Here is a 14720-nt window from a genome sequence, read left to right on the forward strand (position 1 = left end):
AGGCCACATTCATGGCGTTGGGCACGCCCTGCTCGTCGTACGTTGCCACAATGAACACCGACTGGGGGAACAGCTCGCCCGCGTTTTCGAGATCTTTCTTCATGGGAAGCCCTTTCCGTTTCTCGACCCTTGCTTGCTCGTTCCTTATAGTAGACGCATCATATTTCTTCAAGCTGAGAAAAGTCTTCGACAATCAGCCGACAGCCAGCTATGTCGTACATTGTGTGTAGCTCGGAGGGCGTACGAGGGCGCCTAAGTTTGTCGATGATGGTATCCAACTTTTTGATGCGGCCCGCAACCCGCACCGTTTCATTGACACTGTCAAGCCCTTCGATGTCTTCCAGAGCCCGCTGCAGCACCTCGCCATGAATCTCTCTCCAGTAGTTGACAACTTCTTTTGCCTGCTCCTGTTCGCCTAAAGAAGAAGCCGGGGAGACCATAGCCGCCCCGGCTTTTGAAACCACTCCTTTTGAGTAGCGAGATCGACTCATGCGAACACCGGATTTCCCGCAGGACAAGAGCGGTAGTAAACCCTCAGGACCTCACACGAAATTTTTGTCTGGGATCGGGCGCGCGGTGGCAGGGAGCCACGAGCCACGCGCCAAGGGTCTTCGCTATGCGTAAGATCGCTCAACTGCGCACCGGACCAGTCGCCCAAGCGTTCGATGACGTGATCCACCGACGCACGTTCCTCGGAATTGAGAGCGTCGACCGAACCCGTCAAGAATCCGCGGGAAATAACGAACTCTCCCTTGTGAAATTTGAAGAGCTCCGGTATCACAGGGCCATTAGCCCACGCTTCGATGTCCTCTGGAAAGAGCGGGGAGCCTTCTCGAACCAAGTGGAAGGCCTGGCTGTAATACACCAGCTTTTGGAGTTTCATGGTCGAAATGCTCTCCGTTTGGTTCAGTACGTATGTCGCCACATCGAGCACTCGTGCCATAACCCTCCTCCTTTCGCTGTGTTAGCTTATTCTAGCCGACAACGCGAAGCTGCATCGGAACAAGAAGAAAACTAAATCTTGTACATCATCTGGAAGACGTCTTCGCGCTGGATGATGACCTGCATGCCCAGCTCTTCGCCCGCCGCCGTCAGACGCTCCTGCACCGTGTTGAAGTCGGCCACAGCCGGATCGAGCGTGACCATCATGGTCATGGAGAACATGCGGCCCTCGCCCAGAATGGTCTGGGAGATGTCGTCGATGTTGGCGCCACAGTCGGCCAGCACCGTGGCAATGGCGGCCACCACGCCGGAACGGTCTTTGCCCAGAACAGAGATAACGCACTTCATAGGAGATCCTTCTTTCTTAGGAGGTTGCGGCGCGGCCGGAAGCCAGCGCCTCGGACGGCAGGTCAGGCGCAGTGCACCAACGAGCTACCCGCGGAAAATAAGGGCCAGCGCTTCGGCGCGGGCGTCGGGGTCGGTCTCAAAGCAGCCGCGCACGGCGCGCGTCGTGGTTTTCGAGCCTGGCTTCTTCACACCGCGCATGGACATGCACATATGCTCGGCCTCCAGCACCACGATGACGCCGGCGGGATGCAGCGCTTCGGCCAGGGTGTCGGCAATTTGCCCGGTCAGACGCTCTTGCACCTGGGGGCGCTTCGCAAACCCGTCCACCAGACGCGCCAGCTTCGAAATGCCGCAGATGCGACCGTCCTCGCCGGGAATATAGGCCACGTGGGCCTTGCCGAAGAACGGCGCCAGATGATGCTCGCACATGCTGTAGAAGGGAATGTCGCCCACCAGGACAATCTCGCTGTGGCCCTCGTCGAAGGTGACGTCGAAATGCCGCGAGGGATCCTCTTCCAAACCGCCCAGCACTTCCTCGTACATGCGGGCCACGCGCGCCGGCGTTTCCAGCAGGCCCTCACGGGTAGGATCTTCGCCCACCCCTTCCAGAATCAGGCGCACGCCCTCTTCGATTTTCGCTTTATCCACCGGTATCGGCTCCTGTATGTTTCTGCTCATAATACGGTTCCCGTCATGTTATCACGACGTAATGGAACTCACGCTGAGCAGGTGGATAATGGAACGATCAAAGGTATACCTCGAGAAGGGATCGACCATGAAGAATCTCTTGGCCGAATTCAAGGAATTCATCAATCGCGGCAACGTTATCGACATGGCCGTCGGCATTATCATCGGCGCTGCCTTCACGGCCATCGTCACGTCGCTGACCGACGACATTATCAACCCGCTGATCAAGCTCATCACCGGCGGCAACGGCACCGAGGTAGCAGGCCTCACCATCCCCGTGCCCGGCACCGAGAGTGGCATCGACTTCGGAGCGTTCATCAGCGCCATCATCAACTTCCTCATCGTGGCCTGGGTGGTGTTCATGATGGTGAAGGCCTTCAACAAGATGAAGGACGGCGGCAAGAAGCACTTCAAGCGTGGCAAGAACGGCGAAGAGCTCATCGAGCAGGCTCCCACCTGCCCCTTCTGCCTGGAAGAGATCAACGTGGGCGCCACCCGCTGCCCCCACTGCACCGCCGAGCTGCCCGCCCCCGCCGAGGTAACCTACAAGCCCGCGGAATAGCGCCAACGCGAGACGCGTTAATCCAAGCCAACGATTTTTGTCCCGGAATGCACGGTTTAGCATGAGAAACCGTGCATTCCGGGACATTCCCTTTTTGAAGGTAAACGTTTTCCCAGGTGAGGAAGCCCCCAATGGCAGCCTTGTGGCCTGTCGCCCTGCTAAACCGTACTTTTCAGAACAAAAATGGGAAGTTGAACCGCAAGGCCGCCGCTACCACCCTGAATGGGATACACTGCTTCGTGTTGTCCCTGTCTTTTCCCGCGAAGGAGTCCCATGCGATTTGTGTCGTGGAACGTGAACGGCATCCGCGCCGTTTTGAAGAAGAACTTCCTTGAGGTGTTCGATGCCTTCGGCGCCGACGTGTTCGCCATCCAGGAAACCAAATGCCAAGAGGGCCAGGTAGAGCTCGACCTGCCCGGCTACCACCAGTACTGGAGCTACGCTCAGAAGAAGGGCTACTCCGGTACGGCCGTCTTTTGCCGCGAAGAGCCTCTGCGCGTGCTGCACGGCTTGGGCAACGAGTACCTGGACGCCGAAGGGCGCATTGTGGCCTGCGAGTTCGAGCAGTTCTGGTTCGTAAACGTGTACACGCCGAATTCCCAGATGGAGCTGGCCCGCATCGACCATCGCATGGAGTGGGACGACGCCTTCCGCGACTTCTGCAAGGGACTTGAGGCGGGCGTGCTGCCCTCGGGCGAGACCTGCGACCCCAAGCCCGTGGTCATGTGCGGCGACTTCAACGTGGCCCACGAGGACATCGACCTGAAGAATCCGGGCCCCAACCGCGGCGCCTCGGGCTTTTCCGACGAAGAGCGCGGCAAGCTGAACGAGCTGCTGGACGCCGGCTTTACCGACACCTTCCGCCTGCTGCATCCTACGGAGGAAGGCCGCTATACCTGGTGGAGCTATCGCTACCGCGCCCGCGCCACCAATGCGGGATGGCGCATCGACTACTTCCTGGTCAGCGACGCGCTGGCCGATGCCGTGCGGGCCGCCAGCATCTACGATGACGTCGAGGGCTCCGACCACTGCCCCGTGGGCATCGACCTGGACCTGGACGCCTAGCATGACGAAAATAACCGTTATTGCCGTGGGCAAGCTGAAGGAGAAATTCTGGACAGCCGCTTGCGACGAGTACCTGAAGCGGCTGCGCCCCTACGCGAAAGTGGCGGTGGCGGAAATTGCCGACGTCGATCCCACACGGGCCGGCGGCATCGAGGCAGCCCGCGAGCGCGAAGGCGAGGCCATTCTGAACGCGGCGCCTGAAGGCTCGCGCGTCATCCTCATGGCCATTGAGGGAAAACAGCGCTCGAGCGTCGACTTCTCCCGCCACTTGGACGAACTGGCACTGCGCGGCACCAGCGACCTGACCTTCGTCATCGGCGGCTCCGACGGCGTGAGCGACGCCGTACGCGCCCGAGCCGACGAGACCTTCTCCTTCGGGCCTATCACGCTGCCCCACAACTTGGCCCGCGTGGTGCTGCTGGAGCAAATCTACCGCGCCTACAAAATCTCGCGCGGCGAACCTTACCATAAATAAGGGGCCCCCTGGCGGAAGCCCCTTGCTGCTAAGTGCCGTTAGCCCGAAAGCCTTACTGCCAGTCGGAGCCGATCAAGATGAGGAAGTCACCCTCGTACTGGTACTCACCGTTCTTGTTCTGCACCGCGCGGCCGCAGCCCAGAGCATCGATGAGCTCCTCGGCGTAGACGCGCTGGTCGGCCGTATCGAACACCACGACAGTTTCATCGTAGTTGAAGCTGTTGGCGTTGCTGGCGTCGGCCGTGTAGCCCAAAGGCTTGATGCGCTCGAGTGCCTCGGCGCCCACGCCATCGGTGCCGTTGCCGTTCTTCACCGTCACCTTGCCGGTGCGCGTCTCCGAGAACGTGGAGCGCGCGGTCTTGTCGCCCGTGCCGTCGGCGGTCTGCACGCCTTCGGCATCGGAGGCGGCCCCGGCCCCGTCGCCCACGCTGGCCAGCACGGTGCCGTTCAGCTCGTCCACCTCGTCCTCCTCGGTGGGCGGCAGCCCCTGCTTCATGCGGTTCATCATGGTGTTCCAGCCGTCCACGTCAAGCTTCTCGTACCACGTGTCGTTGTAGTACTCGCTTTCCGTAGGCTCCATGGCCGAGTAGATATCCTTCGAGGGATCGAGGTCCTTCATGGAATTGGCCAAGGCCAGAATATCAGCAATGCGGAAGTCAGTGGTCACGTACTGGGAAAGCGCCTCCACCGTAGAGGCCATAGTGGCCACGTCGGCCGAGAGGATCTTCTTGGCAATAGCGCCGAGCACCATGCGCTGATTCGCGGCGCGGTAACGATCGCCGTCGCCGTACTCGTCGTAGGCATGACGCGAGCGGCACAGAATGAGCGCTTCCTTGCCGGAGAGCGTCTGCTTGCCGGCAGACACATGGCCGCCAGCTTCCTTGTCGTCGATCTCCATGGGCACGTCGACCTCGACACCGCCCAGGGCATCCACCACGTCCTTGAAGCCGTCGAAGTTGATTTCCGCGTAGTGGGAAATGGGCACGCCGGCCATCTGGGACACCGTCTTAATGGCTGCCGCCGGGCCACCGATGGCGTAGGAGGCGTTCAGCTTCTGCATGCCGTAGCCCTCGATTTCGATCTCGGTGTCGCGGTGGAGCGAGATCATGGTGACCTTCTTGTTTTCGGGATCGACGCGCGTCAATATCATCGAGTCGGAGCGGAAGTTGTCGCCAGCGTACTGCTCGGACTGCGAGCGTTCCTTCGAACCGTCGGTGCCCATGAGCAGCATGTAGAATGTGCCGCCATCGTAGGCCGCCGGAGCTTCCAGCGCCTCCTGAATTTCAGGGGTGATCTCGTCGTTCATGTTGGTTTCGAGCTTGTTGATATAGGCGAAGGCCGTGGCCGCGCCGCCCATGACCACCACGAGCACCGCCGCCAAAACGCCCAGCAGCACCCGCTTGCGCTTCTTGCGACGACGATCGTGGGCATAATCGCCCGCCGTGGCACCGCGGGAATAGGGGTTCGCTTCGCCCATGGGGGGCAGCGTCGGCAGCGGGCCCGAAGCCGAGCCCGTCAGCACCGGCTGCGCAGGCAGCGGCTGAGAATGGCGGGGGTTCTGAGAGCCAGCGCCCAAGGCCGCGCGGGGGTTGTTGGAGCCCACGGGCAGGGAATTCTGGCGGGCCTTCCCCTCAAGCGGCTGGGAATTACGGGGGTTGTTGGAGCCGGCGCCCTGGGGTGCCTGGCCCAACGGTTGAGAAGCGTGCTTGCCCTTTTGGGCACGCGGATTGTTCTTGCCTGATGCTTCGGACATCCTGTGCGGTCTCGCTTTCATGTTTCATCTGCTATGGCGCCCGGCCACAGACCTCTTCATCATCGAAGTAACATTTTGGTGAAAAAGAGCGAACGGCGCAAGAAAAGACCCCCTTTTATCAGGGAAACGCCACAGCACCACGGCATTTGGTTCATAAGTTCGCCACGAAGCTGACAGCGTCGGGCGCCCGCGACCGCTAACCCAGGCGCTCGACCATATGCTGATTGGCGGCCAACTCCACGGTGTCATCGAGGGGAAGCAGCCCGGCCGCCGATTGACCCGTGCGCCGCACCTGGCGCTCAAGGGCGCGGGCCAGCAGCCAGTCGGCCACTTCGGGATTCTTCGACAGCAGAGGGCCATGGGAGTAGGTACCCACCACGTTGCGGTAGCGCGCGCCCTCCACCCGATCATCGTCGTTGTTGCCGTGACCGCACGAGGAAACAACGCGCCCGAAGCCCTCGACGCCCTCGCCCAGATAGGTGCGGCCGGCGTGGTTCTCGTAGCCCACTACCGGGTGGGTGGTCAGGGAAGATTCCAGCGCCATGTTGTCGATGAGGCGATCGGCCGAGGTGCCAGGACGCCGCGTCTCCATATCGATGATGGCCAGGCCCGGCACCAGCTCGTCGCCCCAGAGCCACTGCTTCCCCAGAATTTGGTAGCCGCCGCAAATAGCCAACAGCGGGCCGTCGGCCTCCACGTAGGCGCGCAGGTCGTCGCCCATAGCGGCCAGCTGCTCGCTGGCCAGCTTCTGCTCACGGTCGGGGCCGCCGCCCATAAATACCAGGTCCACCTCGTCCAGGTTCACCGATTCGCCGTAGGGCACCCGGCGCACTTCCACGGGAATGCCGCGCCAAGCAAGGCGCTGCTGCAGCACGCGCACGTTGCCGCCGTCGCCGTAGAGGTTCAGCAGGTCGGGCATGAGATGGGCAATGACCACCGGGGTAGCGCCCGCAGAGGGGGCGTCGGTTTCAGCAGCCGCCGGGGCCGCGGCGGTGTCGGCCCTGTCGCTCTCGACGGAGTCGGCGGCGCCTTCCGTCACACGAGCTGCCCCTCCATGATGTTGCTCCCCCGCGCCAACAGCGCTCGGTGCCGCCGGATCGGACTCAGCGGCTGCTGCCCCGCTCACGCCGCCGGCCGCTTCCATGGCGTTGAGGGCCTGGTGCACGGGCGGCAGCGCGGTGTAGTTGGCAATGGCGTAGACGCCGGCATTGGCCGCCAGGCGCCCCTCGGCCGTCAAGCGCGCCGCCATGGCGAACGCGTCGTTGATGTCGCCCAGCGTCGCATCGATGCCGGCGTACTTAAGACGCACCTGCAGGTCATTGGCCCGCGAGCCGCCGGCAATGACCGTCAGGTTCTCCTGATCGGCCAGTTCCTCGAAGTCGATATCCCAAATCCAGGAAATGTCATGGCCGTCGGCCACTTGATCGTTAATAAAGAAAGCCACTACCTTGGGCGTCGTGTCGGCCTCGACAATCTTGAGGTTCTGATTGAAGCCCGTGGGGTTCTTCGCTAAGTTCAGCAGCACGGGACGGCCATCGATGGTGTAGCGCTGAAGGCGCCCGTTGCGCGGATTAAAAGCGTCGACGGCCTTCTGCAACGCCGCCGTGGGAATGCCCGCTTCCTGGCACAGAGCATAGGAAGCCAGCAAGTTATAGGCGGCATAGGGCGTGGCCTGCGGCGTGTGGATGGCTTCCGGGCCGTGGGGACCCGTTACCTCCATGGCCACGCCGGCGGCCGTCAGGCGTATGGCGCTGCCCGCAAAGGTAAGCTCCGGCCGCGCGAAATCGCAGGACTCGCAGTAGTAATCACCCAGCTGGCCGTACTGGCGGAAGCGGTAGGCAATCATGCCGTCGCACTTCTGGCACATCTGAGCGTCGGCCACGGTGTTCTGGGCCAGGTTCATGGATTCCGTGAGCCCGAAGGCCACCGAGCGATTGCTCACGGCCTCGGCAATGCGCGCGCACAGGGGGTCATCGCCGTTGTAGACTAGCACCGTCTCCGGCGACCCCTCCAGCGCCTGGATGATGGCACCCTGAATACGGTCGATTTCGCCGCAGCGATCCAGCTGGTCGCGGAACAAATTCAGCAGCACCACATAGGTGGAGCGCAAACGCGGCAGCACGCGGGCAAGCCACAGCTCGTCGCACTCGAAGACCCCCCACTGGGCCGCCGGCTGCTGCAGCAGCGCCGAGGAAATGCCCGCAGCCAAATTCGCACCGGTACGGTTGCAAATAATCGTGCGACCATCGGCCTCGAACGCATCGGCCAGCAGGTTGTTCGTAGAGGTTTTCCCGTTGGTGCCCACCGTGACAACCGAGCCCACGGTGCATTTGCTCCGCAGCTCATCAAGCAGCGACGGATCGATCTTCAGGGCGATTTTTCCCGGCAGGTTCGCCGCCGGGCGATGGGCCACATGCTTCAAGCCCCAGGTGGACACCGCGCTGGCCGCCTTCGCCAGAGAAAAACGTACACTCATGAACGCACCTCGTTGGTTGAGCCGGCGGCCAAAGCCGCCCCACAAATTAGGCTCCTAGTATACCGTTGGCCCCGAATGCCCGCACGGGGCCAACGGAATCCGCACGTTTCACCGCACGACCCGGCGCCGACCGCCGCTGTACCGCCCGCCGCCGCACGGCCCGGTGCAAGGCGCCGCTGCACCGCCTTGCTTGAAGTTAACTCCAAGCTGTTATGATGAGCCAGAGGAGAAGCAAAGCAAGAGAGGAGCACCCCCTGTGAGATACCGTGAGCTGGGCCGCACCGGCCTTCAGGTTAGCGAGATTGGCTTCGGCGCCGAGTGGATTGGCGGCATGGACCTAGCCGAAGTGCACGCTGTGGCCGACCGGGGACGAGCGGCCGGCATGAATCTGGTGGACTGTTGGATGGCCGATCCCGCGGTGCGCAGCCGTTTGGGCGAGGTGCTGGCGCCCACTCGCGATCAGTGGATCATCCAGGGGCATATCGGCTCCACCTGGCAGGACGGCCAGTACGTGCGCACCCGCGACATGGCCCAGGTACGCCCCGCCTTCGACGATTTGCTGGAGCGGCTGCAAACCGATCATGTGGAGCTGGGCATGATCCACTACGTGGACCGCGTAGACGAGTTTCGCGAGATCATGGCAGGTCCCTTCATTGAGTACGTGCGGGAACTTTTAGCCGAGGGGCGCATCCAGCACATCGGGCTTTCCACCCACAACCCCGAGGTAGCGCAGCGAGCGGCCGAAAGCGGCGAGATCGAGATGATCATGTTCAGCCTGAACCCGGCCTACGACCTCATGCCCGCCAGCGATGATCTGGAAACCCTGTTCGGCGACTTCGCCGAAGCTGGGGCACGCATCGACCCGACGCGCGAGAAACTGTACGCCACCTGTGCGGCCCGCGGCGTGGGTCTGACGGTCATGAAGCCCTATGCCGGCGGTCGTCTGCTTGACGCCGAGAAGTCGCCCTTCGGCGCAGCCCTGACCGCACCGCAGTGCCTGCACTACTGCCTGACGCGCCAGGCCGTGGCCAGCGTCCTGGCTGGCGTCGAGAGCGTCGCCCAGCTGGAAGACGCCCTGCGCTATCTGGACGCCACTCCCGAGGAGCTGGACTACGCCAGCATTCTGGCAGCCGCACCGGCCCACGCCTACTTCGGCCAGTGCATCTACTGCGGCCACTGCCAGCCCTGCACCGTGGGCATCAACATTGCCACGGTGAACAAGTACGCCGATCTGGCCCTGGCCCACGATGACATTCCGCCCTCGGTGCGCGAGCACTACGAGGCCCTGGACGTGAAGGCCGGCGACTGCACCGGCTGCGGGACCTGCGAGCCCAACTGCCCCTTCGGTGTCCCCATTGCCAAGCGCATGGAGGAGACCGCCGCGCTGTTCGGCTGCTAGCAACCCTTTAGATTTGGGGCGCCGACCTACGCACTCGTAATGCGTAGGTCGGCGATCATCTCGTGAATTCGCGATTTTATCGCCGCTTTTCTCCTTGCGCGAGGTGGGCGCATTCGCTATACTTTGCAGTCGCTTCGCAAGAAGCCTTTTGCCAACGTGGCTCAGCTGGTAGAGCAACGCACTCGTAATGCGTAGGTCAGCGGTTCGAATCCGCTCGTTGGCTCCATGAATTGCCGCAGGCTGGAAGCGAAACCTTCCAGCCTGTTTGCTTTCCTGCCTATTTGCGCGAAAGGAGGAGTCGTGCTTACGCTTTCGAGCATCGAAACCGCCGTTCGCGATATCGCCTCCGAATTCGACATCAGCCGCGTATACCTCTTCGGCTCCTATGCGAGAGGAACCGCTAACGGACAGAGCGACATCGATCTCTGCCTTGAAACTGGCCCGACGTTTTCTCTTTTTAGTGCAGGAGCCTTTTCGCAATCGCTCGGCCGAATCCTCAACGTGCCCATCGACATAACCACCGAAGCGTCACTCTATAGTTTTGTCAAAGACCAATGCCTCAAAGATAGGATCCTCGTATATGAACGAATCTGACCGCCTTATCTTGCAGCAGATCCTTGATTACTGCGACAGCATCGCATCACGCATTGAGGAGTTCGGCATCGACGAGAATCTTTTCATCGAAAACTCGGCCTATTTCGATATGCTCCTCATGCCTGTCTTTCAAATTGGCGAACTTGCCAACGCCCTCACACGCGAGTTTACCGATGCCGACAGTATGCCCTGGCACGCCATCAACGGTTTCCGCAACATAATCGCCCATGATTACGGCGTCGTTGATTCCCTTTGGGCGTGGAACACCATTCAGTTCGACATTCCCGCACTAGCAGCGCATCTCAAGGAAATACTCAACTAGCACTCCAAAAAAGTCGAGGTCTGTCCAACTCGCGGTGCAGCTTCCAGTCCGACCACTCGTCGGACTCGTACAAAATACCGACGCGCTTCGCCATTACATGCTCCATTCCAGCAAGCGCCCTAGGAAGCGCTGCAGCTCGGGGGTTTGCGGGTTATCGAAGATACGGGCACTCGGCCCGTACTCCATGAGGCGTCCCTCGCACAGAAAGGCCACGTCATCGCAGGCATGGCGGGCAAAGCCCATCTCGTGGGTCACAATGACGAAACGCGTGCCCGCTTCTTTAAGATCACGAATGACATCGAGCACTTCCGTGGTGTACTCAGGGTCAAGGGCGCTGGTGGGCTCGTCGAGCAGCAGCAGCTCCGGCCGCGCCGCCAGGGCTCGCGCGATGGCCACGCGCTGCTTCTGGCCGCCGGACAGCTGAGCCGGGCGCTTCTCCGCCTCACCCTTCAACCCCAAACGCGCCAGCAGCGCTTGCGCGCGGTCAGCCGCTTCGGCCACCTCGATGCCGTGGACCACTCGCAACGGCAGCGCCACGTTTTCCAACGCCGTCAGGTGATGGAACAAGCCGCCGTCTTGGAACACGAATCCCAGTTGGGCGCGATAGGCACGCAAACCCGCCTCGTCGGTCGGCACCGCCTTGCCGCCCACGGCAAGGGTGCCCGACGAAGGGGGCAGCAAGCCGCCCAAAATGCGCAGCAGCGTCGATTTTCCGCCGCCCGACGGCCCGATAATGGCCAAGGCGGTTACCTCTTCTTCAAGCGTCACGTCGCGCAGCACCTCGACGCCGTCAAAGGAGCGCGTGATATGGGAGAGCCGCACGGCCAAAGGCTTAGTGCTCATAGTCGAGCCTCTTTTCGAACTGGCGGCTGACGAACATCAGGGGCAGCGTAAGGACCAGGTACAACGCTCCCAGCAGCAGGAAGCCGCCGAAGAAGTTGTAGTTCGTGGCGGTAATCTCGCGCATGGTTTGCGTGAGCTCGATAACGGCGATCACCGACAGCAGCGACGAGTCCTTGATGATGGAGGCCACCTGACCGGTCAACGCCGGGAGCGTGCGGGCCACCATCTGGGGCGCCACCACGTAGCGCAACGTCTGCGCGCGGGTAAAGCCAACGGCCCGGGCCGCCTCAAGCTGCCCGCGGTCGATGGACATAAGGCCACCGCGCACAATTTCGGCCAGATAGGCACCCGAGAAGAGCGACAGGATGACAATGCCTGCCACAACGCGGTTGTCGATGCCCCAAGCCGTGCCGATGATGTAGTAGAAGAAATACACCTGCACGATAAGCGGCGTACCGCGAATGATCTTCACGTACAAATCGCACAGGTAGCGCACCGGCAGCACGCGGGAGCCCTGGCCCAGGGCCACGGGCACGCCAATGAGCATGCTCAGCACCAGACTGGCTGCCGAAATGCCCACGGTCATGCAGAAGCCGTCCCAAATGCGCACGCGGTACTGGGCCACGAAATCGAAGTTGAGCGAGATGCCGGCCATGGCCAGCGAAGCCCACACCACGGCCACCACGGCACAGCACACCAGCAGGTAGTTCAGCGCCGCCTTAGCTGCGCCAACCCGCCCCTCGCCCGAGGCCGTGAAAAGAGAGCCCACCATAGCCATCCCCTTAGCCTATTCGAAGTCGAAGAACCACTTGAATCCGTACTCGTCGAAGGCCTTCTTCTCTTCTGCCAGGTACTTCTCGGTCAGACGATCGAACTCGCCATCGGTCTTGGACTGGGCAATGAAGGCGTTCAGCTGGTCGAGCAGTTCGGTATCGCCCTTCTTCACCGCGATACCCCACGCCTCAGGGTCTTGGAAGGGAATGAACACGGCCTCGGTGGTGTCGGGGTTGGCCGCATGGTTGCGATAGATGGTCAGCTGGTCGTACAAGAAGCCATCGGCCTTGCCCTGCACTACCTCGGTGACGCAGGCGCTTTCGTCGGCCAGCCGCACAATCTCAGCGTTGGGAAGGTTTTTCGTGGCGTACACATCACCCGTAGAGCCTGTTTTCACGGCCACTTTCTTCCCCGGCTGGTTCAAGTCGTCGATGGACTGAACGCCCGATTCGGCGTTGGCCAGAATGGCCAGCTGCGCCATAGCGTAGGGATCGCTGAAGTCCACCGACTGCTTGCGCTCGTCGGTAATGGTCATGGAGCTGATGACCAGATCGGCCTGGCCCGATTGCAGCGACGGGATGAGGCCGTCCCACGCCGTGTTCTCAATACGCACGTCGTACCCGTAAGCGGCGCCGAAATCGCGAATGAAATCCACCGCCAAGCCCTCGGGGTTGCCTGCATCGTCCTTAGTCTCGAACGGCGGGTACGCAAGCTCCATGGCCACGCGCAGCGTTTTGCCGCCCTCGGCGTTGGCGGCCGAATCCGTCGCGCCTTCGCCGCCTCCCGCGCAACCGCTCAACATAACGACGAGCGCCAGACCCAACGCAGCAATCAAAACCGCCAGCCGGAAGTTGCCCGTCACACGCGTCGCCGATAGACCTGCAACGCCCTCCTTCGCGGCAGCGCACCGCACAACCCTTGCGCTGCGCTTCCCGTTTTCCCAATGCTTCATGTGCCACTCGCTTTCTCGAAATTTGCTCGCGTACTCGCGGGCAGGTCAGCCTCAGCGGACGACTCTCCGGCTAAGAAGCCGCGCCCCGTAAGGTGCAGTAACCACGCATTCACCATGGTTACCTTATACCCCAATGTTGCGTCAATGAGTCATTATGCACCATTCACCTTCGGCCAACGAAACGCCGCCAATACTCGAATCATCTTGTCAAACACGCCGACGAGGGAAACAATGAGAAGGACACCATCCGCCTCTCACAAGCGAGCTACCATGACCGATTCCCTCCACCCCCACGACACAAATGCCGAACCGCTGCACTTTCACGAGCCCACCGCCATCGAGGTGCGCGGGGCGCGGGTGCACAACCTGAAGAACATTTCGCTGGACGTGCCGCTACGCCAGCTGGTGGGCATTGCCGGCGTGTCGGGCTCGGGAAAAAGCTCGCTGGCCCTGGGCGTGCTGTACGCGGAAGGATCGCGCCGCTACCTGGAGGCCCTTTCAACCTACACGCGACGGCGCATCTCCCAGGCCGGTCGCGCCACGGTGGACGAGGTGCTGCACGTGCCGGCGGCCCTGGCCCTGCGCCAGCGCCCGGGCATTCCCGGCGTGCACTCCACCTTCGGCACGTCTACGGAGCTGCTTAACTACCTGCGACTTATGTTCTCGCGCCTGGCCAGCCACGTGTGCCCGAACGGCCACGTGAACGCCCCCACGCTCAACGTGGCGGCCGAGCTGCCCATCACCTGCTCCACCTGCGGCGTGGAATTCTACGGTCCCTCCGCCGAGGACCTGGCCTTCAACAGCGGCGGCGCCTGCCCCGAGTGCGGCGGCACCGGCGTGGTGCGCACCATTGACGAGAGCACGCTCATTGCCGACCCGACGCTCACCATCGAGGAAGGCGCCGTAGCGCCCTGGCGCAATCTCATGTGGTCGCTCATGCCCGAAGTGGCAAAGGAGATGGGTGTGCGCATCGATGTGCCCTACGAAGACCTGACCCCCGAGGAAAAGGACATTGTGCTGCACGGCCCCATGGAGAAGAAGCACATCCTGTACGTGCCGAAGAACAAGAGCCACGCGGCGGAGCTGGACTTCACCTACTACAGCGCCGTGAACACCGTGAAGAACGCCCTGGCGAAGGTGAAGGACGAGAAGGGCATGGCCCGCGTGGCGAAGTTCCTCACCGAAGACGTGTGCCCGTCCTGTCACGGCACGCGCTTGTCCGAGAAGGCGCGCTCGTCCACCATTAATGGGCAGAACTTGGCCCAGGTGACGGCGCTGTCGCTGGACGACCTGCGCGACTGGATTCCCACGGTGGCCCCGTGGCTGCCCGCGGACATGCGACCCATGTGCGACCAGATTACCACCGAAATGGCCGAGCCCATCCAGCGCCTTGAGCAACTGGGACTGGGGTATCTGACCCTCGACCGCGCCAGCGAGACGCTCTCCAACGGCGAGCGCCAGCGCGTACAGCTGACCCGCGCCGTGCGCAGCCGCACCACCGGCGTGCTCTACGTGCTGGACGAGCCCT

15 protein-coding genes, 1 tRNA gene and 1 pseudogene are annotated in these 14720 nt (G+C 62.1%); 8 read left to right on the forward strand and 9 right to left on the reverse strand.

The genetic code is table 11. The features are described from left to right. Window positions 1-158 precede the first annotated feature (158 nt). The 4 genes from QZ307_RS05770 to folE form a co-directional block, all read right to left on the reverse strand. Window positions 159-491, reverse strand: a complete 333-nt coding sequence (locus tag QZ307_RS05770) for a hypothetical protein (RefSeq protein WP_295997115.1) — start codon at window positions 489-491, stop codon at window positions 159-161. Continuing rightward, the gene (locus tag QZ307_RS05775) at window positions 488-943 is read right to left on the reverse strand and encodes a type II toxin-antitoxin system antitoxin SocA domain-containing protein (RefSeq protein WP_295997117.1); all 456 of its coding nucleotides are present in this window, start codon (window positions 941-943) and stop codon (window positions 488-490) included. The genes QZ307_RS05770 and QZ307_RS05775 overlap by 4 nt, the downstream gene beginning before the upstream one ends. A gap of 71 nt (window positions 944-1014) precedes the next feature. Next, window positions 1015-1290, reverse strand: coding sequence for an ACT domain-containing protein (locus QZ307_RS05780; RefSeq protein WP_295997119.1), 276 nt, complete (start codon window positions 1288-1290; stop codon window positions 1015-1017). Between the two features lie 84 nt (window positions 1291-1374). Further along, complete coding sequence (folE, locus tag QZ307_RS05785) at window positions 1375-1968, reverse strand: GTP cyclohydrolase I FolE (RefSeq protein ID WP_366143040.1); 594 nt, start codon at window positions 1966-1968, stop codon at window positions 1375-1377. A gap of 97 nt (window positions 1969-2065) precedes the next feature. Here folE and mscL point away from each other — a divergent pair, with 97 nt between their 5' ends. The 3 genes from mscL to rlmH all read left to right on the forward strand — a co-directional run bounded on the left by mscL (window position 2066) and on the right by rlmH (window position 4079). Then, window positions 2066-2539 carry a large conductance mechanosensitive channel protein MscL gene (gene mscL, locus QZ307_RS05790; protein WP_295997121.1) on the forward strand — a complete coding sequence of 158 codons (474 nt, stop codon included), beginning with the start codon at window positions 2066-2068 and terminating at the stop codon, window positions 2537-2539. A gap of 273 nt (window positions 2540-2812) precedes the next feature. Then, window positions 2813-3604, forward strand: a complete 792-nt coding sequence (locus QZ307_RS05795; protein ID WP_295997123.1) for an exodeoxyribonuclease III — start codon at window positions 2813-2815, stop codon at window positions 3602-3604. Window position 3605: 1 nt separating this feature from the next. Next, a complete protein-coding gene (gene rlmH, locus QZ307_RS05800) occupies window positions 3606-4079 on the forward strand; it encodes a 23S rRNA (pseudouridine(1915)-N(3))-methyltransferase RlmH (RefSeq protein ID WP_295997126.1) in 474 nt (157 codons plus the stop codon). 52 nt (window positions 4080-4131) lie between these two features. Here rlmH and QZ307_RS05805 read toward each other — a convergent pair whose 3' ends face one another. Next, window positions 4132-5832: an LCP family protein gene (locus QZ307_RS05805; RefSeq protein WP_295997129.1), complete on the reverse strand. Its 1701-nt coding sequence runs from the start codon at window positions 5830-5832 to the stop codon at window positions 4132-4134. 196 nt (window positions 5833-6028) lie between these two features. Further along, window positions 6029-8308 carry a MurT ligase domain-containing protein gene (locus QZ307_RS05810; RefSeq protein WP_295997132.1) on the reverse strand — a complete coding sequence of 760 codons (2280 nt, stop codon included), beginning with the start codon at window positions 8306-8308 and terminating at the stop codon, window positions 6029-6031. Between the two features lie 256 nt (window positions 8309-8564). Between QZ307_RS05810 and QZ307_RS05815 the strand changes: the two genes are divergently transcribed. The 4 genes from QZ307_RS05815 to QZ307_RS05830 all read left to right on the forward strand — a co-directional run bounded on the left by QZ307_RS05815 (window position 8565) and on the right by QZ307_RS05830 (window position 10623). Then, window positions 8565-9707, forward strand: coding sequence for an aldo/keto reductase (locus QZ307_RS05815; protein ID WP_295997135.1), 1143 nt, complete (start codon window positions 8565-8567; stop codon window positions 9705-9707). Between the two features lie 150 nt (window positions 9708-9857). Further along, window positions 9858-9933 (forward strand) — tRNA-Thr (locus QZ307_RS05820). A 74-nt stretch (window positions 9934-10007) separates the two neighbouring features. Further along, window positions 10008-10301 (forward strand): nucleotidyltransferase domain-containing protein, encoded by a 294-nt coding sequence (locus QZ307_RS05825; RefSeq protein ID WP_295997137.1) that lies wholly within the window; start codon window positions 10008-10010, stop codon window positions 10299-10301. After that, window positions 10288-10623: a HepT-like ribonuclease domain-containing protein gene (locus QZ307_RS05830; RefSeq protein WP_295997140.1), complete on the forward strand. Its 336-nt coding sequence runs from the start codon at window positions 10288-10290 to the stop codon at window positions 10621-10623. Before QZ307_RS05825 ends, QZ307_RS05830 begins: the two co-directional genes overlap by 14 nt. 93 nt (window positions 10624-10716) lie before the next feature. On the opposite strand, the gene QZ307_RS05835 is transcribed toward QZ307_RS05830, so the two are convergent. From QZ307_RS05835 to QZ307_RS05845, 3 genes are read right to left on the reverse strand one after another with little or no spacing between them, the layout of a single operon-like run. After that, a complete protein-coding gene (locus tag QZ307_RS05835; protein WP_295997142.1) occupies window positions 10717-11466 on the reverse strand; it encodes an amino acid ABC transporter ATP-binding protein in 750 nt (249 codons plus the stop codon). After that, window positions 11456-12238, reverse strand: a complete 783-nt coding sequence (locus QZ307_RS05840; RefSeq protein WP_295997145.1) for an amino acid ABC transporter permease — start codon at window positions 12236-12238, stop codon at window positions 11456-11458. Before QZ307_RS05840 ends, QZ307_RS05835 begins: the two co-directional genes overlap by 11 nt. Window positions 12239-12253: 15 nt before the next feature. Further along, window positions 12254-13102 (reverse strand): transporter substrate-binding domain-containing protein, encoded by an 849-nt coding sequence (locus QZ307_RS05845; RefSeq protein ID WP_295997147.1) that lies wholly within the window; start codon window positions 13100-13102, stop codon window positions 12254-12256. A gap of 360 nt (window positions 13103-13462) precedes the next feature. On the opposite strand from QZ307_RS05845, the pseudogene QZ307_RS05850 reads away from it, so the two are divergent. Beyond that, a pseudogene (locus tag QZ307_RS05850) lies at window positions 13463-14720 on the forward strand (excinuclease ABC subunit UvrA); the annotation flags it as partial.

The sequence above is a fragment of the uncultured Adlercreutzia sp. genome (genome assembly GCA_910585575.1).
Taxonomy (GTDB): Bacteria; Actinomycetota; Coriobacteriia; order Coriobacteriales; family Eggerthellaceae; genus Adlercreutzia.